The organism is Sphingopyxis sp. BE259 (assembly GCF_031457495.1).
In the GTDB taxonomy this organism is placed as follows: domain Bacteria; phylum Pseudomonadota; class Alphaproteobacteria; order Sphingomonadales; family Sphingomonadaceae; genus Sphingopyxis.
On sequence record NZ_JAVDWM010000001.1, the window covers coordinates 2,983,987 to 3,003,620 of the forward strand.

Here is a 19,634-nt window from a genome sequence, read left to right on the forward strand (position 1 = left end):
CAGCATGGAGGATTTTTCCGCCTGGATCGGTCGCAGCGAGACGCGCTACGACATAGCGACCGCAGCGCCGCAAGTCGGCCTCGCCGCGCTGCTCGACCATGACACAGCGCCGCCCGAGACCGTCCCGCCGCTCGGCCACTGGCTCTATTTCCTGCCGTGCGCGCGCCAATCAGCGATCGGCGACGACGGCCACCCGCGCCGCGACGATGACGGCTTGCTGCCCCCCGTTCCGCTTCCCCGGCGGATGTGGGCCGGCGGACGTGTCGAGTTCCTCGCCCCGATCGCGGTCGGCGCGGCGCTGACCCGCGTCACCACGATCGCCGCGATCCGCGCCAAGTGCGGCGCCAGTGGCGACCTGCTGTTCGTGACCTTGCAGCACGACATTGCCGCCGATGGCACTCCGGCCATCCGCGAGGAACAGGATCTGGTGTATCGCGCGCCCGCGGCCGCACTCGCTCCAGCAGTTTCCCCCACACCAGTGGAGCCCGAACCCGCCGACGCGGTCCGCCGCGTGACGTCCGATCCGGTGCTGCTGTTCCGCTATTCGGCGCTGACCTTCAACGCCCACCGCATCCATTACGACCGCGATTATGCCCGAAATGTCGAGGGCTATTCCGGGCTGGTCGTGCAGGGACCGCTGATCGCAACGCTGCTGATCGATCATGCGCGGCGCGAAATGCCCGGCCTGACGCCCGCGCGCTTCAGCTTTCGCGCCGAAGCCCCGTTGATCGATGGCGCACCCTTTGACCTTTGCTTGACCCGGCAGGGTGGCGGCGCCCGTTTATGGACGCGCGACGCCAGCGGACGACCGACGATGCAGGCCGAGGTGGTGCCATAAACAACCGAGAGAACAAGATGGTGCGCCACCCAGTCTGGAGCGAGCCCGTCTCCGCCTGAAATTCCCTGTTTTTAGGGAATTAACAGGGAAATCATCAATTTTCGGCACCCCTCTGCGCCACTTCTTCGCCCAGAAACCGACGCAAAACCGCGATATTCAGTTCGTCGGTGATGAAAATTCCCTAAAAAATAACAGGGAATTCTTCTCGCGATAACAGGGAAGATAATTGCGGCGAACAGGGAACCCGCCGCGCAATAACAGAGAATGGCACTGTCATATTAGGGATGGATTCTTCCGATGGTGACGGCGGTCGGCGCGGCGCGGCGCGGTAGCTCGTGAAGGCTCGCGGCAATATACTTTGACCGTCCTGCCCGGCGTCCGGCCTGACAACCACAAAATTGCGGTAGACCGTGCATTTCGAGCGATATTGTTCTGTTTAATGTCCTTTTAATGTTCTGCTTTGTTCCCATGTTCGATCTGGGCAAATCATCGGGACAGCGGCGAAGATCGGGACAGCAAGACCCTGTCCACTGCCCTTGTCCCTGCCACCGTGGGTTATTGCCAGCCACCGGTCGAACACCGGTTTCAGAAGGGGCAGTCCGGTAATCCGAGAGGTCGACCGAAGAAGTCCCGCCAGTCCAAGCCTTCTTTCAATCCATCCCACCAGCCGACCGATGGCCTTGTGCTGGAGGAGGCGTATCGGCTGGTATCCATCCGCGAGGGCGATCGGATGATCGAACTCCCGGCGATCCAGGCATCGACGCGCGCGCTGGCCATATCGGCGATGAAAGGAAGTCGGCTCGCCCAGAAGCAGCTCGCCGACATGGTGCGCGCCATCGAAGCGAAGCGGCACGAAGGCCAGTTGCAGCTTCTCGACACCATGATCGAGTACAAGAAGCGGTGGACCGCCGAGCTGAAACGCCGGCGGCAGTTCAACATCGACGAGCCGGATCCTGTACCCCATCCCGACCACGTCATCCTCAACCTTCGCAAGGGTACGGTCGATATCGAAGGCCCTGCCGACGAGCAGGAGAAGGAGTTCTGGGATCACCGGTTCGCGCGCATGGACGACGCGCAGGAAAGCGTCACGTATTTTGCAGGCAAATATCGACGGTGCCGCGACGACCGTCTAAAGGCGCAATATCTGGAGGAGTGGCACTTCGAGCAGCGCATGTTCGATCTGCTCAACGACAGCTTGCCAGAACGCCACAAGCGCAGACTGACCGACCGCTCATACGCCGAAGGCGCATCGCGTCAGGGCAAGACGCTTGAGGAGTTCCGCAGGAACAAGGCCATGCACAAGGATTTTGTCGGCGATTGACGCATCGGCTACAGACGAAACGTGGTCTACGGCGGTTCGTGGCCGTTAGAAGACAGTCCGCTTTCGGGAACGTACCGCGCAAATGCCGTCGTTGTTATTGTGGCTCTCGAGATATTCCTTAAAGCAGGCTTCTGCGCAATTGTGGTCTGGAATTGTCTGTTCGAACAGTCGCGTCCGTATCGAACCCTCGAGGCGCTACTGCAGAACCCCTTTGTCGTGCAGCAACCGGATCTCATCGGCTGCCACGGCCCAGCTCATCAAACTCTCGGAAATATCGCACTTCGAGACCGCGGGGCTCGGTGTCCGGCTCGGTGACCGCGCGAACCGCGGAGCGGGCGCTGGTTGCAGTGACGGACCAGAATGCGCATGAACGTGTCGCGCCAGATTTGCCGGATGGTCGGCGGCCTCATGAAAGGTGAGAACAGGGGAGACGCAGGCGTCCAGTTCATCGAAAATTGCGCGCCACTCGCGCTGTGGTCGCGACCGGAATAACGGCTCGATCTGGGCTATGCGATCGGGCCAGACGGCAGGATTGAGATAGTCGTCAAAATGCTGCGGTTCGAGCCCAAGCCCCACCAAAAACGCATCATGGAATTCACGTTCGAGTGCGCCGACGGCCATGTGCCTTCCATCGGCGGTTGCATAGCAGCGGTAGAAATAGGCGCTGCCATCGAGCAGATTTTCGCAGCGACCCCGATTCCACAAGCCCATCTGCATCCAGCCCGCCATCTGGGTTAGCAAGACCGAAATGCCATCGATCATCGCGACGTCAATAACCTGACCCTGTCCCGATCGCTGCCGTTCGAGCAGCGCGGCGAGCACGCCCATAGCAAGAAATGTCCCGCCGCCGCCAAAATTGCCGACAAGATTGAGGGGCGGGGTTGGCGGCGTGTCGCTTGGCCCCATCGGAAACAGCGCACCAGTTAGCGCGAGATAATTGATGTCGTGTCCCGCGCGCGACGCCAACGGGCCGGTTTGTCCCCAGCCGCTCATGCGCGCGTAAATCAATCGCTGATTCGCTTCGCAGAGCGAATCTGGTCCCAGTCCGAGCCGCTCCATCACACCCGGTCGATAGCCTTCAATGACGACGTCGGCCCGCGTCGCCAAATCGCGGACCAGCGCTAATCCCGCAGGCGCCTTCAGATCGATCGCAACCGAGGGGCGGTTGCGATAGAGAAAATCATACTGCGGATCGCCGCCCAACGGGCGCGCCGCACCGAACCGCTCGATCCGCAGGACGTCGGCGCCGAGGTCGGCGAGCAGCATCGCGCCGAACGGGGTTGGACCGAGCCCGGAAAATTCAAGAATGCGAATGTCTGCGATGGGCGGTTCCACGCCACTTTCCCGCTCGTTCATATTGACTTGGCTCCCGTCCACCAACTGCGAGCAGGTGGTATATTCCCATCAGTTGAAAAATATACTAGCCAGTATCTGCTTGTCCTGTCACTATCTGATTCACGAGTTCGGCACAGACTGGACGATCAGAGGAGAGTGAGACGATGGCTGAGATCACCCAAAGCGAATTGCGCTTTACCCGCACCGAACGCGTGACAATGGGCGTCCCGACCGCGGAGGCGATCGCTGACGAGGCAGGTCAAATGGGATGCAAAAAGGTGTTTCTGCTCGCTTCGTCGAGCCTGCGGGAAAATACCGATGAAATCCAGAAGATCGAAGCGGGTCTAGGCGCCCGTCACGGCGGCACCCATAGCGGCATCGCGCCGCACGCGCCGCGCGCCGATGTGCTGAAAGCCGCCGATGCCGCACGCGCCGTCGGTGCCGACCTGATTGTCTCCGTTGGCGGCGGTTCAGCGACCGACGCGGCCAAGATCGTCGCGCTGTTAATCAAACATGATGTACGAAGCGTTGAGGGGTTCGAGCCCTTGCGGACTTATGTCACCGACGCGGGCGAAGTGATCAACCCGATCACCGTCGGCCCTGACATTCCTGTCATCTGCGTTCCGACTACGTTGTCGGGCGGAGAGTTCAACGCGCTGTCGGGCGCCACCGACGAGGTGACCCAGCACAAGCAGGGCTATGAGCACCGCAACATGGCGCCGGTCATGGTCGTGCTCGATCCATCGATCACGCGCCACACGCCCGAATGGCTCTGGCTCTCCACCGGCGTTCGTTCGGTTGATCATGCGGTCGAGACCTTGTCATCGTACAAGTCGAATGATTTCGCCGACGGACTGGCCGAAAGCGCACTGCGGTTGCTGGTCGAAGGCCTGCCGCGCGTCAAAGCCGATCCCGGCGATCTCGAGGCGCGACTGAAATGCCAGATCGGTGCCTGGCAGTCGATGATCAGCATCATTGGCGGCGTGCCGATGGGGGCGAGTCACGCGATCGGCCACATCCTGGGCGGCACCTGCGACGTCCCGCATGGCTACACGTCGTGCGTCATGTCGCCATATGTGCTGGCGTGGAACGCCGAGCACGACGCCAGCCGCCAGGCGCGCACACTGGCCGTACTTGGTGGCGAGCACGCGAGCGCTTCGGTCGCACTCGACGCGTTTATCTCCGGGCTGGGCATGCCGCGCCGACTGAGCGACGTCGGCGTCGATGCATCGCGCTTTCAGCAGGTTGCCGAATACACGCTGCTCGACATCTGGGGCCGCACCAACCCCCGACCCGTTACCTCTGCCGCCGACATTCTCGAAATCCTGCGCCGAGCTGCCTGACGACACGATCGACCATGGCCATAGCGACCGCAGATAAAGGAACGACCATGCCGAACGCCGCAAGATCGCGAGATTTTCAGGACCCGCGTATTCCCAACCGCGACGAATGCGTGCTGCGCTACCTGCTCGACCGCTGGGCAGTCGAGCGCCCGGACAAGGCGCATGTTGTATTTGCCGACGGGTCGGAATGGAGCTTCGCGGACATCCACGCCCGCGTGCGCGAAAAAGCCGCCGGACTGCGCCAACTGGGCGTCCGGCAGGGTGAACATGTCGCGGTGTGGCTGCCCAATGGGCCTGACGCGCTGATCGCTTTTTATGCCATCAACTATCTCGGAGCCGTCTTTGTACCCTTCAACACGGCATACCGTGGTGGATTGCTCGAGCATGTGTTGGCGAACTCCTCCGCTCGGACCTTGCTCGTCCATCCCGACCTGATCCCGCGTCTTGGGGATGTCGATCTCGCCGGTCTTGAACTGTTGGTTGTCACGACCGCAAACGCGGTGGCGGAAACGCCGCTCGCGTCGGTGCGGTTCGATGACGTGATCGGCGATCCATCTGATGAATTGCCGCTGGAACGCCCGATCGAGCCTTGGGATATTCAGTCGATCATCTACACCTCGGGGACGACTGGCCCGTCGAAAGGCGTTCTGTCCTCCTATCTCCACATGTTCTCGAACGCCGGGCCGGAAAGCTGGCCAATGGTCGGCGAGGACGACCGCTATATGTGCGTTGCGCCGATCTTTCATATCGGCGGCATGGGGCCACCCTTTGTCATGCTGGCACGCGGCGCTTCGGTCGCGATGATCGACAATTTTTCGACTGAGGAATTCTGGTTGATCGCCAAACGCACCGGCGCAACGGTCGTCTTTCTGCTGGGGGTCATGGCGACCTTCCTCCTCAAAGCGCCGCCGTCGCCGAAGGACCGCGATCACGGGGTACAAAAAGCATTCATGGTCCCGCTGACCGGCGATGCGCCCGCCCTTGCCGAACGCTTCGGCATCGACATCTACACGATCTTCAACATGACCGAAATTTCGTCGCCCGTCGTGTCGGAGGCCAACCCGGCCAAGATCGGCACCTGCGGCCGCGTCAGGCCCGGCGTCGATGTCCGGCTGGTCGACAGCAATGATTGCGAAGTCGCGGTCGGCGAAATCGGCGAGATGCTGGTTCGCACCGACCGGCCGTGGGCGATGAACAGCGGCTATAACGCCAATCCCGAAGCAACCGCAGCGGCGTGGCGCAACGGATGGTTCCATACCGGCGACGCCTTTCGCCGCGATGCCGACGGCTATTATTATTTCGTCGATCGGGTGAAGGATGCGATCCGCAGGCGGGGCGAGAATATCTCGTCGTTCGAAGTCGAAGCCGATGTCTGCCGCCATCCCGACGTGCGCGAAGCGGCCGCCATCGCGGTGCCGAGCGAATACTCGGAAGATGAGGTGATGGTGGTCGTCGCGCCGGTTCCGGGCCGGTCGATCGACTGCCGCGCGCTGGCCGAATTCCTGATCGAAACCATGCCCTATTTCATGGTGCCACGTTATTTCCGGGTGTTGGACGAGCTCCCCAAGACGCCGTCGGCCAAGGTTTTGAAGACCGACCTGCGGCGCGAGGGCGTGACAGACGACACATGGGATCGCGAGGCCGCGGGCCTGCGGGTCCGCCGCGAATCTTTTGCTCCATGATCCGAATGTTTAATGCGACAGGCTCGGGCCGCCAACGCCGCCATTCCGACGCTGAGATAACTTCGCTCTCCCTTTTCTTCGCTTGCGCCAGGATATTTTTGACATGACCCACACGCTTGACCGGCCGATAGCTGCTGACCAGGTCGACTGGCAACTTCTGGCCTCGGGGATTGAGCAGGGAAATATCCCTGCCCTTCTGATGCTGCTTCACCAAATGACCGGCGAAGCAAAATGGATCAAGGAGCCCTTTCTGCCGAAACGGGCGCCGGGACTCGATGACAATGATAGCGGTCAGCTGCCCGAGGATATCCAGCGGACGATACGAGACCACGCGCGTCAGGCGATCGAAGACTGGTTGAACGGCAAGCCGCTTGCCCTGCCCCAGCCCGACAACGCCCATCTGGCCAGGATGCTGAGCGTCGCGATGACCGAGCATGTGCCCGAGGAATATGGCGATATTGTTGCTGCCGGCATGATGCCAGCGCCGCCCAAACGCGACATTCCTCCGCTGCTCAATACGAAATCGGCGATTGTCATAGGCGCCGGAATCTCGGGCATCTGCGCCGGGATCGAGCTTCAACGTCTGGGCATCGACTATGTCATCTTCGAGAAGAACGAAGATTTCGGCGGCACCTGGTTCGAGAATCGCTATCCCGGATGCGGCGTCGATACCCCCTCGCTGACCTACACATTCTCGTGCCGCCCGAACGACTGGTCGAAATATTTCCCGCTACGCGACGAAATCGAAGATTATCTGCTCGATACGGCCCGTGAATATGGGCTCCCCGCCCGTGCCCAGTTCAATTCGAAAGTCGAATCGGCACGCTGGATCGACGACGCCGATCAATGGGAAGTCAAGGTATCGAAGCCCGACGGCTCGATCGCCACGCACCGCGCCGACTATCTTTTCAGCGCCGTCGGTATTCTGAACATCCCGCAATATCCTAAAATCGAAGGCCTTGATTCCTTTGCTGGCCACGTGATCCACACCAGTCGCTGGCCCAAGGATGCGGATCTGTTCGGCAAGCGCATCGCCGTGATCGGCAATGGAGCGTCGGGCATGCAGGTCGCCCCCGCGGTCGCCGACGAGGCCAGCGCGCTCACCCTGTTTGCACGGTCCAAACAATGGGCGGCGCCTTTCCCGCAATTCCGCAAGGACGTTCCCGATGGTGTGCGTTACCTGATGCGGGCCGTGCCGCTTTACCGGGCTTGGCTGGAACAGCGCCTGTCCTGGACCTTCAACGATCGCGTCCATGGCACCCTGCGCCGCGATCCCGACTGGCCGCATCCCGAGCGAGCGGTGAACGAGATCAACGACGGCCATCGCCGCCATTTTACCCGCTATGTTCACGAACAGCTGGCCGATCGCCCCGAACTGATCGACGACGTGCTGCCCGACTATCCGCCCTTCGCCAAAAGGATGCTGCTCGACAATGGCTGGTACCGGACGCTCCGCAAGCCGAACGTCCGGCTGATCTCAGAACATCTGGCGCGCGTCGACGGCAACCGGCTGATCTCGTCATCGGGGATCGAGGTCGAGGCCGATGTCATCATTCTTGCCACGGGATTCCAGACCACGCGGGTGCTGGGCTCTTATGAGGTCGTTGGCCGCAACGGGCAGGTGCTGCGCGATCTGTGGGGCGAGGATGACGCCGCAGCCTATCTCGGCACCCTCGTCCCGGGCTTTCCGAATCTGTTCATCCTGCTCGGACCGAACGTCGGTTCTGGTCACGGCGGCAGCATGATCCGCAATATCGAAAATCAGATGCATTTTGCCGGCGAGGTCGTGCTGGCGAGCGCCGCCCGCGGCGCCGACACCGTCGAGGTGAAAGAGGACGTCTATCAGGATTATCGCCGCCAGATCGACGCCGCGCACGAGAAACTTGTGTGGACCCACCCGGGCACCGAAAACTGGTACCGCAATGCGAAAGGCCGCGTGATAGCGATCACGCCATGGCGCAACGATGCCTTCTGGCGCATGACGCGTTCGCCGAATGCTGACGATCTGGCGTTCGGCAAAACTGCCAGCGACCGCCAGCCGCTCGCCGAGGCCGGTTGAGCGGAAGCGGGTTGGATCAGATGAAAGCCTTTCAGGGACATCGCCTGGGTGCGGTTGAGGACTTCGCGCTCGAAGAACGATCGCCAGGCGCACCGGGTGCGGGCGAAATCCTCCTGCGCGTCGAGGCGACATCATTGGGCTTTGTCGATGCGCTGGTGATGCGTGGTCTCTATCAGGCACAGCCGCCCCTTCCTTTCACGCCAGGCGGTGAAATCGTCGGTCGCATCGAATCGCTCGGCGCGGGCGTGACGGGTTTTGTGCCGGGCCAGCGCATCGCAAGCTGGCAATTCGGCGGCGGCCTCGCCGAGCAGGCGATCGTCCACGCGGCAAGCAGCGTCGCAGTTCCGGACGCCCTCGACGCGCCGACGGGTTCGGCAATGATCCTCGATTTTTTGACGGCGTACTATGGCCTCTTCGATCGTGGTCATTATCAAGCGAGCCAGTCACTGCTCGTCACCGGCGCCTCGGGCGGCGTCGGATCGGCGGCGGTGCAACTCGCGCATGCTTGCGGTGGCGTCGTCATTGGGCTCGCGTCGGGCGAGGCCAAGATGCACCACGTCGCGGCGCTCGGCGCGGACCTGGTGCTCGACTATCGCGACCCCGACTGGCGCAGGCAGCTGAAGGTCCGATACCCCGCGGGGGTCGATCGGGTCTTTGACCCGGTGGGCGGTCCGTTGTTCGAGGCCTGCTTCCGCTCGCTCGCTAAGCACGGCCGCCACCTAGTGGTAGGCTTTGCGTCGGGCGACGGCATTCCGCGGCTTCCTGCAAATCTCCCGCTGTTGAAGTCGGGCGAGCTCGCGGGGGTCGATGCCCGCTATCTTGGCGAAAGCGATCCCGCGCGGGTGCGGGCCATATTGGGAATCATCTTCCGCCTTGCCGAACGCGGCCGGATCCGATCGGTGGTCGATCAGATTTTCCCGCTCGCCGAAGCACCGGCGGCGTTCCGCGCGCTCGGCTCGGGCGCGCGCATCGGAAAGATTGTCGTCACGCCCTGAGGCGTCACCATCGGGCGGGAAGCGTGCTCATGCCGCGAAACAAAAATCCGTCGCGCCAGGCCGGTGCATCGGTATCGACCGTCAGTCCCGGTAACCGCGTCGCCAGCTGCTGAAACGCGACCCGCCCTTCCAGCCGCGCCAGTTCGGCGCCGACGCAGAAATGGATACCGCCACCAAAGCTGAGATGTCGGGACGCATTGTCGCGCCCGATATCGAAGCCGTCGGGATTGTCGAACACGCGCGAATCCCGATTTCCGGCGCCGATCAGCGTCAGTATCTTTTGGCCCTTCGCGATGGCCTGTCCCCGAACCTGCGTCGCGCGCAGCGCGGTGCGATAGGTGGCGATAAGCGAGCTTTCGTAGCGCAGCACCTCATCGACCGTTCCGGCAGCATAAGCCGCCGGATCGCCGATCAGGCGTTGCCACTGATCGGGAAAGCGGCTGAAGCTGAGTAGGCCGTTGCCGATCATATGTGCGGTTGTCTCGAATCCGGCGCCGAACAATCCGATCGCGACGGTCACCAGCTCGTCGTGCGACAGCGCATCCTCCGCCCCGCCCGCCTGGACGAGCGCGGTCGCGAGATCGTCTTGCGGCGCCGCCTTGCGCTCGTCGAACAGCGCCTCAAAGAAATTCTGCAACACCGCAATCTGCGTGTTCGCTGTTGTCAGCTCGGCATCGGTCAACGCACGCGCTTCGAAAACGATGAAACTTTGCGCAATGGCATCGATGACCGCCGGCAGCCGATCGTCGTCGGGATCGATCCCCAGCATATCGCACATCACGCGCACCGGCAGTTCATATGCAAACCGCGCAATCAGGTCGCCGTGCCCGTCGCCCGCAAAGCCGTCGATCAACCGGTCGGTGATCTCGCGAATTCGCGGCTCCATAGCGCGCACGCGCCGGGCGGTCAGCGCTCCGGTCACCAACCCGCGCACCCGCGTATGGTGCGGCGGATCCTGCATCAGGAACACCTCGGACAACCACTTATAACCGCGCTGCCCCATCACGTCGAAATAAGGGCCGTAGAAAAGCCGGATGTTTTCGACGAAATCACCCTGACCGAAATCGTCGCGGTTCATCAGGACGGCGCGAACATCCTCATGGCGGCTCACCACCCAATAGCCCAGATCGGAGCGATGGATCGGATCGTCCTCGCGCAATCGGGCAAACGCGATGTACGGATCGGCCTTCAGCAAAACGTCGTCGGGAGAAAAAGAAGGCACGCTGACATCGGTCACGGATCGTCTCCCTGAAAACTAGCGGTAGCGCGGCACGAATGTCCCGTCGTCACCGCGTTCGACAAACACCGAATGCGGGGCGCCGAAATGCGCCGGCACAATGCGCGCCCCCTTGGCGCTCGCGCGTTCGAGAATGCGACGCCTTGTGTCGGCGGCCACGGCACGATCTTCGCAATAGACGCTGTTCCAGTCGGGGCGGGTAATCTGCATCGGGTGATGTAATATGTCGCCGGTAAACAGCGCTGTTTCGCCGTCGTTCTCGACCTCCAACACCATATGCCCCGGCGTGTGTCCTGGCGAGTTCCACGCGGTCATGCCCGGCGCGATCGTGGCGCCATCGTCGATCAGTTCGGCCAGCCCGGCGTCGATCACCGGCTGTACGCTATCCTCGAACACGTTTGCGTTCACCCCGGCACCGGCAAGGGTCGCGTAAAGCGTCTTGGCCGGGTTCCACGCCTCTTCGTCGGCCCGCGGAAAATAGTATCGCGCCTTGGGAAACGTCGGCTGCCAGCCCCCATCGCGCCATTCGGTGTTCCATCCCACATGATCAATGTGCAGATGGGTGCAAAACACCTTGTCGATATCGCCCGGCCCGAACCCCGCAGCCGCAAGACCGTCCAGAAACCGGGTCGTCAGTTGCCCGAAGATCGGGATGCCGGGGCGGTCCTTGTCATTGCCCGCCCCGGTATCGACGATGATTCGCTCGCTGCCGGTGTCAATCAGCCAGCTTTGCAGATAGCCGTAGATCAGCCCGTCGCGAAAGAAGGCGGGCTCGAAATCGCCCGCCTGCTGGTCGAACGCAGCTTCCTCATACTCCGCGAAGAGTGCTTCGGGCGGGCTGAAGCCGCCTTGCCACTCTTCCAGGCGATAGACCCGGTGGCGACCGATAGTGAAGGCTGCGTCCATGATGCGATCCTCCGATCAGAAATCGACCCCAAGCGTGACGCCATAGGTCCGCGGCGGCCGCAACGATCCAACCGACACGAAGCTGTAAAGCGGCGCAGCAATGATCGTGTTCGCCAGCGCATATTTATCGGTCAGATTCTTGCCCCATAGCGCCAACGACCAGCGCTCGTCGGGCGAACGATAGGTGATGCTCGCATTGACCAGCGCAAAGGCCTCCTGCCGGGCGTCATTATTGTTGAACTCGGTAAAGAATACCTCGTCCTGCAGGTTGATATCGGCCGACACGTCGAGGAAGCCGGAATTGCCGAGATTGAAACGCTGATCGACAAACGCTGCAACCGTATATTTGGGCGCGTTCGACAACCGGTTGCCCGAAAGATCGACCAGCCCCGGGTCAGTCGCACACGTTGGATATTGCGGCCGACTGGCATTGCCCGCGGCATAATAACCGTTGCAGAAATCCTTGTATTTGGCGTTGAGATAGGTGCCATAGACGCGGATCGTCGTGTTGTCTGCGGGGCGGAAGGTTGCCTCGAGCTCGACGCCATAGTTACGCGCCGACGCCGCGTTGATCGTCTCGACGATGCTGTTGGCATTGACGAAACCGACCTGCAGATTTGTATAGTCGTAATAGAAGACCGCACCCGACAAACCAAATTTTCGGTCGGCGGTTTCCCCGCGGAAACCGGCTTCATAGCTCCACACATATTCGGGATCGATGACCGAATTGATGCTGCCGATATTCACGACGCCCGATTTGAAACCGCGCGTCACCTTGCCATAGAATAAGGTACCGCCAGGGGTGCGATATTCGATCGCGAACTTGGGCGTGATCGCATTCCAGCTGCCGGTCTTGTCGGTCGGAATATCGAGTCCCTGCGCCTCGAAGGTGAAACGCCCTACGCCGCTGCGCTTTTCCCAGTTGTAACGCGCGCCGGCGGTGATCGTGAGGTCGGGCAGGATTTCTAAAGCCGCCTCGAGATAGGCGCCGGCGGCTTTGGTCTTCACGGTGCCGCGCTGGAGATAATTGCCATTGTCGAACAGATTGGCGGGCAGATTGGTGCCGAGCACGATGTTGAAATAGGATGCCAGATTGACCGTGGGAACACGCACTTCGCCGAACAGCTTTTCCTCGAAATAGGTCGCGCCGCCGAGCAGCGACAGGCTGCCGACATTATAGTTGAAATTTACTTCTTGGCTGAACGACTCGCTGTTTTCGGTGTAATCGTTCCGGCCAAAGGCATTGAAATCGCTGACGTCGAGGTCGTCGCGGTTGAAGCGTTTGAACTTGCGATAGGCGGTGGTCGAGATCAGCGAGAAGTCGCCTGAATCCCACGTCAATATGCCCTGGATGCTCGACCCGTTGCGCTTGTTGATCGCGTCTTCATCCGAATAGATGTTTCGCAGATCGGGCTTCTCGCCGCGCGCCGCATAATAATCGAAAATCGTGTCGCCGCCGAGCAGCGAGGATGCGAGTCCTGCTTCGGGCACCACGGTCGGGCCGAAATAGTGGAACGCGTAATTGTTATCATCTTCCTTGAAGTGATCGGCGACGATCAGCAGTTCTAGGTCGGGTGACAGGTTGGCGAGCAGCGAGCCGCGGATGGCATAGGCGTCGCGATCGTCGATCGGATTGCCGGTGAACAAATTGGCGCCATAGCCGTCACGCTTTTCATATTTTCCCGCAATGCGGAACATCAGATTTTCGCCAGCGATCGGCCCGCCGAGCGCCGCTTCAAGCGTGCGCGCGTCATAATTGCCATAAGTTGCGCGGGCGAAGCCTTCGAATTCGGGGGTCGGCCGCGCGGTCACGATATTGATCACGCCGCCGGTCGCACCGCGGCCATAGGTCGTCCCCTGCGGCCCGCGCAGAACTTCAATTTGCTGGATGTCATAAAATCCGCTGAGTTGCGCGGCGGGGCGGCTGATGATCGCGCCATTCTGAAGAAAGGCGACGGCGCCGTCGGCTCCCAGATCGATGCTGGTGAGGCCGATGCCGCGGATGAAGGTGCGGTTGACGCCGAACTGGTCACCGACGGAGACGTTGGGCACCGCGGCGGCGAGATCGCCGGCGTCCTCGATGCCGCCGGCCCCCACATCGTCTGCACCCAGAACCGAAATCGACGCTCCGGTGTCTTCCAGCGACTTGCCCGATTTGGTCGCGGTCACGATGATCGTGCCGTCATCATTGCCGTCGGCGACAGCATCCGGGCTGGCGTCTTGCGCCAATGCAGGAGACGCGACAGCGAACGAGCCCATGGCCGTGGCCAAAAGCAAATGCTTGATCTTCGAATTCATAATCTCTCTCCCTGATATACCGGGTGTATAATTTTCTACCGGTCAGTAATCTAATGTCTGGTCAAGCTAGTCGGGCGATCCTGCCCGTTCATCATTTGCCTTCACTCATACCTTTTGAAGCTATTCCGCGCCCGCCAGCCGCAGCGCGGCCTGGACAAGATATTCGATCACTTCTTCAGCAGTTCGCTGGCCGCTGGATGAATACCAGGTCGGAATCCAGCTGATCAGCCCGCCGATCCACACCGCGATGAACGGGTCGATGTCTTCGCGAAATTCGCCGCTGGCGACACCTTCGCGGATCATTTCGCCGATCTGATGGTCGAAACTGTGCCGCAGGCGCAAAATGCGCGTATAATCGTCGGCGCTAAGATGCTTCATTTCGCGCTGATAAACGACGACATATTCCTGCCGATCGATCACGATCTGTCCGACCTTGCGTACCACTTCGGCGAGCCGCGCCCGGTGGCTGTCATGCTCATGCGCCAGGACATCTTCCAGCACCGCCAGCGCCTCGCTGATCCCGACCTCGCAGATCGCAGAGAGGATCGCCTCCTTGTTCTTGAAATAGGAGTAGAGGAAGGGCTTGGTGACGCTGAGCTCGCTAGCGACATTGTCGAGCGTGCAGCTGCTGTAGCCGCGCTCGTAAAAAAGATGGCTCGCTGCCTCGACGATACGGTTGACCTTGAAGGCAACGAACTCGGACTTGAGGGAAGCGCCGGAGACGCGCGGGCGGATCAGGGAATCACTGGACACGGCGACGGTCATAGCATCGACCCAAGGCAGCCGGATAGTGACACCAAAACCTCCCTCCGCGGCGCCATTCTATCGATGGCGGCCCGCTGGAAGGGTATGCCGCAAAAGATATATACCTGCTAGTAGTTTTTACATGAGGCTGGTAACTTTAGCGTTGCTGCCACAAGGATGTCGAGAAACGCGGCCTGTTTTGCGCTTTTGAACCGGTCAAAAAGCGATAAGGTACCGACTGGCAGAAGTGGACGAAAGACCGGCACACGCAAATATGCGTCGGCGATTGAGCGGAGAGACGGGACAATGGGACATTATGGTGATCTGCAGACGCAGATCTATCAGGACGGCCTGCGCGGGGTACTTCCCGATTATCCTGTCGATTTTGCAACGCTGGAAAAGCGCGCTGAAAATGCGCTTTCGCCCTCACTGCTGAATTATGTGCAGGGCGGCTGCGGCGACGAACATACCCAGCGCTCGAATGCGAGCGCCTTTCACCATTGGGGCATGGTCCCCCGCATGCTGGTCGATTGCACGTCGCGCGACCTGTCGGTCGACCTTTTGGGAATGACCCTGCCCTCTCCGATCTTTATGGCGCCCATCGGCGTCAATGGGGAGATCACCCAGGACCAGCGCGGCGACATTGCTGCGGCGGAGGCGTCCGCAATGACCGGCGTCCCCTTTTGCGCTTCGACATTGTCGAACAGTCCGCTGGAAGAGGTGGCGAATGCGACGGGATCCGTCCCGGCGTTTTTCCAGCTCTACACTCCCAAGAATCCGGACTTGGCCGAGAGCCTGATCCGCCGTGCCGAGGCGGCCGACTACAAGGCGCTGGTCATCACGCTCGACACATGGGTCACGGGATGGCGCCCCCGCGATCTCAATGCGTCGAATTTTCCCCAGCTACGCGGCAAGGTGCTTGAGAATTATTTTTCAGATCCGGTCTTCCGGGCAATGCTGGCGCGTCCGCCGGAAGAGGATATCGCCGCCGCCGTTCAAGCCTGGGCGACGACATTCGGCAAGGTACTGACCTGGAGCGACATCGAATGGTTCAGATCAATCACCCGATTGCCCATCATTTTAAAGGGCATTTGCCACCCCGACGACGCTCTCCGAGCAGCTGACCATGGGGTTGACGCAATATATTGCTCGAACCACGGCGGGCGCCAGGCAAATGGCGGGATTGCTGCGATAGATATGCTCTCGGACGTCGTGAAGGCTGCCGGCGAAATGCCAACCTTGTTCGACAGCGGCGTCCGTTCGGGCAGCGACGTGATCAAGGCGCTAGCACTGGGGGCCAAGGCGGTCGGCATCGGGCGTCCTTACGCCTACGGCCTCGCAATCGGCGGGGCAAAGGGTGCGGCGCACGTGCTCCGGTCAATCCTCGCTGAAGCGGACTTGCTGATGGCTGTAAATGGCTATCCGACAGTTGAAGCATTGGTCGAGGAGGGCGCATCCCGAATCTAGCCCTCATCGGGAATTGGCCGATTGCAGTCCGTCCGCATTCGGTTTAAAATTTCGCAAAGCGGCCATTAAATGGCCGATACGGTCGTCAGAAAGAAACAAGCTAGTAGATTTGTGCGCTGCAGCGTAAAGACGCGACAATGAGGATCGCGATTATCGATACGAGCACGACGCGCGCTGCCATCATTTCGGATGGTCTACGCGAGGCTGGTCTCGACGATCTGGTGCTTATCGATCCAGCGGGCGCGGTCGTGGCGCAAATCGAGGTTGCGAAGCCCGAAGTTATATTGGTCAATCTCGAAAACCCGAGCCGCGATCTGCTTGAGGATTTCTTCGCCATGTCGCGGGCGCTCTCCCGACCGATCGCGATGTTCGTCGACCAGAGTGATGCCGAAGCGACCGGTGCCGCCATCGATGCAGGCGTGTCGGCCTATGTCGTAGATGGGCTGTCGAAACAACGGATCAAGCCTGTCATCGACCTCGCGATCCGGCGATTTCAGGCCTTTTCGCGGCTGCAACGCGAGCTCGACGAGGCCAAAAATGCGCTGGTCGAACGCGCGACGATCGATCGTGCCAAGACGATATTGATGAGACGACGAGCGATCGATGAACCCGCCGCCTATGCGCTGCTGCGAAAACAGTCGATGAGCACCAACCGCCGTATATCCGAGATTGCCGAGGCGATCGTCACGAGCGACGCGCTCTTGGGAGGCATGGAATGAGCGCCGAGACCTTCCGTATCGGCTTCCTGCCGCTCGTCGACGCAGCACTGCCGATCCTCGCGCACGAGCTGGGCTTTGCCGCACGCGAAGGCATCAGTATCGAGCTGGTGCGCGACATGACCTGGGCAACGGTGCGCGACCGCCTGCTCTATGGTCACACCGACGCCGCGCATATGATAGCACCGCTGGCGATCGCGACTGCGCTTGGCCGTGATCGTCCGGCGGTACCGATGGCGGTGCCGTTCGTGCTCGGCCTCAACGGCAACGCCGTGACCTTTTCCACCCAGCTTGCACAGGATGTCGGGCTGGGCGAGACGCTGGGCGATCCCGCCATCATTGGAGCGGCGCTGCTGCGCGTCGCCACGGCGCGTAAAATTGCAGGGAAGCCGCTGCGCTTCGGCGTCGTCCATCGCTATTCGAGCCATAATTATATGTTGCGATACTGGCTCGCGGGGGTGGGCATCCGCCCCGATACCCATGTCGAGATCGTAGTTACGAGCCCGCCATTTGCCGCCGATGCGCTGGCGGCGGGCGAGATCGACGGCATCTGCGTTGGTGAGCCGTGGAACTCGATCGCGGTGGAGCGGGGCGTCGGCCAAATCGCACTCGCGACCGCGCAAATCTGGCGGCGCGGCGTCGAAAAGGTGCTCGCGGTGCGGGAAGCCGTTGCCGAGGACCGGCGCGATGCGGTCGAAGCACTGCTGCGCGCACTCCACGCCGCCGCCGCCCATTTCGTCGAACCCGTCACGGCGGAGGAAAGCGCACAGATTCTTGCGCGGCCCGAATATCTGGGTGCTCCGCACGATGCGGTGTTGCGCGCCATCACCGATCGCATCCGCCTCGTCCCCGGCGGCGAACCGATCCACTATCCCGACTTTATGTTCCAGCATCGCGAAGCAGCGAACTTCCCGTGGCGCAGCCAGGCCGCGTGGCTCTATTCGCAGATGCTCCGCTGGGACCGGGTCGCCTATTCGGCCGCCGATGCCGCAACCGCCGCAGCGGTGTTCCGCCCCGACATTTATCGTGCCGCGCTGGCGGGGTCGGGTGCGCCGCTGCCGGGGGCAAGCTCTAAGCTCGAAGGCGGCATCGGCATGCCCATGGGCGCGGGCTCGGTCCAGGGCCGACTTGTCCTCGGCAGCGACCGCTTTTTCGATGGCCGCGCGTTCGATCCCGACGATATTCAGGGCTATCTTTCGGATCTTCCTTAGTTTTTGCTTTTTGCTGCACCTGCGAAATAACCGCTTGCGGTCACGCCGCGAATCAGGCAGCTTAAGTGCACTCGGCAAGGCTGCCGGGGCAGGATAAAGCGGCTACGGCTCCAATGACGGGGCCGGTCCGCGCGGCAGGCGGGAAGCCTTTTCCCGTAATCCAACAGGCAATGAAGCCGTCAGGATGCGCCCGCGTGGCCGCCGTCCTGGCGGCTTTTTTATTGCCCGTCACAAAAGGGGACGGACGATGACGACTGCAACCTCCGGTGCTTTGGCACCCAAATCGAGTTTCTGGTCCAGCGGGCACTGGCCGACGCTGGTCGCCGCCTTTCTCTATTTTGACCTCGCCTTCATGGTGTGGGTCGTCCTGGGGCCGCTGGCGCCCGCGATCTCGGCCGATCTTGGCCTCAGCCCGGCGCAAAAGGGGTTGATGGTCGCGGTGCCGACGCTGACCGGGGCGCTGCTGCGCGTGGTCAACGGCCTGCTCGTCGACCGGATCGGACCGAAGCGTGCCGGTGCGATCAGCCAGGTGATCGTCATCGCCGGGCTGTTCATCGCGTGGTTGATGGGAGTCACCAGCTTCACCGGTACCCTCGCGCTCGGCGTCGTGCTTGGTTTCGCAGGGGCCAGCTTTGCGATCGCCCTCCCCCTCGCCAGCCGCTGGTATCCGCCCGAGCATCAGGGCAAGGCGATGGGGCTCGCCGGCATGGGCAATTCGGGCACCGTGCTCGCTGCACTGTTTGCTCCGGGACTCGCGGTCATGTTCGGCTGGAACGCAGTGCTCGGTCTCGCCTGCATCCCGCTCACCATCGTCTTCTTCCTCTATCTGTTCATGGCGAAGGACGCGCCGAACGCGCCTGCGCCCAAAAAGCTCGCGCATTATTTCGAGCCGCTGAAGACCGCGGATGCATGGTGGCTGATGGCCTTTTATTCGGTGACCTTCGGCGGTTTCGTCGGGCTGGCCGCATCGCTGCCGATCTATTTCACCGACCAGTTCCACCTGACCCCGGTAATGGCGGGCTATTGCACGGCGGCGTGCGTCTTTGCAGGGTCGCTGGTGCGCCCGATGGGCGGCGCACTCGCCGACCGGATCGGCGGGGTGAAGGCGCTGATGATGGTGTTCGTCGTCGCCGCGCTGGCGCTCGCCGGGGTGCCGCAGGCGGGTAGCCTGCCCGCCGCGCTCGGCCTGTTCGTGATCGCGATGCTCGCGCTCGGCACCGGCAACGGGTCGGTGTTCCAGCTTGTACCGCAGCGTTTTTCGGCCGAGATCGGCGTGATGACCGGGCTGGTCGGCATGGCGGGCGGGGTCGGCGGTTTCTACCTCGCCTCCTCGCTCGGCTTCGCCAAGCAGTGGAGCGGCAGCTTCGCCCCCGGCTTCTATATCTTCGCGGGGCTCGCGGTTGCGGCGCTGATCGCGCTGATGTTCGTGAAGGGCCAATGGCGCGCAACTTGGGGTGCGGCCGAAGGTGTGCGGATCTAGCC

The 19,634-nt window shown here is 61.7% G+C and carries 15 protein-coding genes; 10 read left to right on the plus strand and 5 right to left on the minus strand.

Going from position 1 to position 19,634, the window contains the following annotated elements:
* Window positions 1-4: 4 nt before the first annotated feature.
* Both J2X44_RS14310 and J2X44_RS14315 read left to right on the plus strand, forming a co-directional pair.
* Entirely contained in the window at window positions 5-838 is an 834-nt protein-coding gene (locus J2X44_RS14310) for a MaoC family dehydratase N-terminal domain-containing protein (RefSeq protein ID WP_310085373.1), read from the plus strand.
* Between the two features lie 550 nt (window positions 839-1,388).
* The gene (locus tag J2X44_RS14315) at window positions 1,389-2,159 is read left to right on the plus strand and encodes a DUF5681 domain-containing protein (RefSeq protein ID WP_310085376.1); all 771 of its coding nucleotides are present in this window, start codon (window positions 1,389-1,391) and stop codon (window positions 2,157-2,159) included.
* A 195-nt stretch (window positions 2,160-2,354) separates the two neighbouring features.
* Here the strand turns inward: J2X44_RS14315 and J2X44_RS14320 are convergent, their stop codons facing one another.
* A complete protein-coding gene (locus J2X44_RS14320; protein ID WP_310085378.1) occupies window positions 2,355-3,515 on the minus strand; it encodes a CaiB/BaiF CoA-transferase family protein in 1,161 nt (386 codons plus the stop codon).
* 143 nt (window positions 3,516-3,658) lie between these two features.
* Here J2X44_RS14320 and J2X44_RS14325 point away from each other — a divergent pair, with 143 nt between their 5' ends.
* The 4 genes from J2X44_RS14325 to J2X44_RS14340 all read left to right on the plus strand — a co-directional run bounded on the left by J2X44_RS14325 (window position 3,659) and on the right by J2X44_RS14340 (window position 9,573).
* Window positions 3,659-4,837, plus strand: coding sequence for an iron-containing alcohol dehydrogenase (locus J2X44_RS14325; protein ID WP_310085381.1), 1,179 nt, complete (start codon window positions 3,659-3,661; stop codon window positions 4,835-4,837).
* A 47-nt stretch (window positions 4,838-4,884) separates the two neighbouring features.
* Window positions 4,885-6,519 carry an AMP-binding protein gene (locus tag J2X44_RS14330; protein WP_310085384.1) on the plus strand — a complete coding sequence of 545 codons (1,635 nt, stop codon included), beginning with the start codon at window positions 4,885-4,887 and terminating at the stop codon, window positions 6,517-6,519.
* Window positions 6,520-6,622: 103 nt separating this feature from the next.
* Window positions 6,623-8,578, plus strand: a complete 1,956-nt coding sequence (locus J2X44_RS14335; RefSeq protein WP_310085387.1) for an NAD(P)/FAD-dependent oxidoreductase — start codon at window positions 6,623-6,625, stop codon at window positions 8,576-8,578.
* A gap of 20 nt (window positions 8,579-8,598) precedes the next feature.
* The gene (locus J2X44_RS14340; RefSeq protein WP_310085390.1) at window positions 8,599-9,573 is read left to right on the plus strand and encodes an NADPH:quinone oxidoreductase family protein; all 975 of its coding nucleotides are present in this window, start codon (window positions 8,599-8,601) and stop codon (window positions 9,571-9,573) included.
* A 4-nt stretch (window positions 9,574-9,577) separates the two neighbouring features.
* On the opposite strand, the gene J2X44_RS14345 is transcribed toward J2X44_RS14340, so the two are convergent.
* The 4 genes from J2X44_RS14345 to J2X44_RS14360 all read right to left on the minus strand — a co-directional run bounded on the left by J2X44_RS14345 (window position 9,578) and on the right by J2X44_RS14360 (window position 14,767).
* A complete protein-coding gene (locus J2X44_RS14345; RefSeq protein ID WP_310085392.1) occupies window positions 9,578-10,810 on the minus strand; it encodes a cytochrome P450 in 1,233 nt (410 codons plus the stop codon).
* A gap of 18 nt (window positions 10,811-10,828) precedes the next feature.
* Window positions 10,829-11,716 carry an MBL fold metallo-hydrolase gene (locus J2X44_RS14350; protein WP_310085393.1) on the minus strand — a complete coding sequence of 296 codons (888 nt, stop codon included), beginning with the start codon at window positions 11,714-11,716 and terminating at the stop codon, window positions 10,829-10,831.
* 15 nt (window positions 11,717-11,731) lie between these two features.
* On the minus strand, window positions 11,732-13,975 hold the full coding sequence (locus tag J2X44_RS14355; protein WP_310249325.1) for a TonB-dependent receptor: 2,244 nt from the start codon (window positions 13,973-13,975) through the stop codon (window positions 11,732-11,734).
* 159 nt (window positions 13,976-14,134) lie between these two features.
* Window positions 14,135-14,767, minus strand: a complete 633-nt coding sequence (locus J2X44_RS14360; RefSeq protein WP_310085398.1) for a TetR/AcrR family transcriptional regulator — start codon at window positions 14,765-14,767, stop codon at window positions 14,135-14,137.
* A gap of 297 nt (window positions 14,768-15,064) precedes the next feature.
* Between J2X44_RS14360 and J2X44_RS14365 the strand changes: the two genes are divergently transcribed.
* The 4 genes from J2X44_RS14365 to J2X44_RS14380 all read left to right on the plus strand — a co-directional run bounded on the left by J2X44_RS14365 (window position 15,065) and on the right by J2X44_RS14380 (window position 19,632).
* The gene (locus J2X44_RS14365) at window positions 15,065-16,225 is read left to right on the plus strand and encodes an alpha-hydroxy-acid oxidizing protein (protein ID WP_310085399.1); all 1,161 of its coding nucleotides are present in this window, start codon (window positions 15,065-15,067) and stop codon (window positions 16,223-16,225) included.
* A 137-nt stretch (window positions 16,226-16,362) separates the two neighbouring features.
* A complete protein-coding gene (locus tag J2X44_RS14370; protein ID WP_310085402.1) occupies window positions 16,363-16,944 on the plus strand; it encodes an ANTAR domain-containing protein in 582 nt (193 codons plus the stop codon).
* On the plus strand, window positions 16,941-18,152 hold the full coding sequence (locus tag J2X44_RS14375) for a CmpA/NrtA family ABC transporter substrate-binding protein (protein ID WP_310085404.1): 1,212 nt from the start codon (window positions 16,941-16,943) through the stop codon (window positions 18,150-18,152). The genes J2X44_RS14370 and J2X44_RS14375 overlap by 4 nt, the downstream gene beginning before the upstream one ends.
* A gap of 247 nt (window positions 18,153-18,399) precedes the next feature.
* Window positions 18,400-19,632 carry a nitrate/nitrite transporter gene (locus tag J2X44_RS14380; RefSeq protein WP_310085407.1) on the plus strand — a complete coding sequence of 411 codons (1,233 nt, stop codon included), beginning with the start codon at window positions 18,400-18,402 and terminating at the stop codon, window positions 19,630-19,632.
* The last annotated feature ends 2 nt before the right edge of the window (window positions 19,633-19,634 follow it).

What these genes read in the sequence shown, in the direction of transcription:
- J2X44_RS14310 (WP_310085373.1), top strand. Translation starts at nt 5, where the DNA reads ATGGAGGATTTTTCCGCCTGGATCGGTCGCAGCGAGACGCGCTACGAC.
- J2X44_RS14320 (WP_310085378.1), bottom strand. Translation starts at nt 3,515, where the DNA reads ATGAACGAGCGGGAAAGTGGCGTGGAACCGCCCATCGCAGACATTCGC.
- J2X44_RS14325 (WP_310085381.1), top strand. Translation starts at nt 3,659, where the DNA reads ATGGCTGAGATCACCCAAAGCGAATTGCGCTTTACCCGCACCGAACGC.
- J2X44_RS14330 (WP_310085384.1), top strand. Translation starts at nt 4,885, where the DNA reads ATGCCGAACGCCGCAAGATCGCGAGATTTTCAGGACCCGCGTATTCCC.
- J2X44_RS14335 (WP_310085387.1), top strand. Translation starts at nt 6,623, where the DNA reads ATGACCCACACGCTTGACCGGCCGATAGCTGCTGACCAGGTCGACTGG.
- J2X44_RS14340 (WP_310085390.1), top strand. Translation starts at nt 8,599, where the DNA reads ATGAAAGCCTTTCAGGGACATCGCCTGGGTGCGGTTGAGGACTTCGCG.
- J2X44_RS14350 (WP_310085393.1), bottom strand. Translation starts at nt 11,716, where the DNA reads ATGGACGCAGCCTTCACTATCGGTCGCCACCGGGTCTATCGCCTGGAA.
- J2X44_RS14355 (WP_310249325.1), bottom strand. Translation starts at nt 13,975, where the DNA reads ATGGGCTCGTTCGCTGTCGCGTCTCCTGCATTGGCGCAAGACGCCAGC.
- J2X44_RS14365 (WP_310085399.1), top strand. Translation starts at nt 15,065, where the DNA reads ATGGGACATTATGGTGATCTGCAGACGCAGATCTATCAGGACGGCCTG.
- J2X44_RS14370 (WP_310085402.1), top strand. Translation starts at nt 16,363, where the DNA reads ATGAGGATCGCGATTATCGATACGAGCACGACGCGCGCTGCCATCATT.
- J2X44_RS14375 (WP_310085404.1), top strand. Translation starts at nt 16,941, where the DNA reads ATGAGCGCCGAGACCTTCCGTATCGGCTTCCTGCCGCTCGTCGACGCA.
- J2X44_RS14380 (WP_310085407.1), top strand. Translation starts at nt 18,400, where the DNA reads ATGACGACTGCAACCTCCGGTGCTTTGGCACCCAAATCGAGTTTCTGG.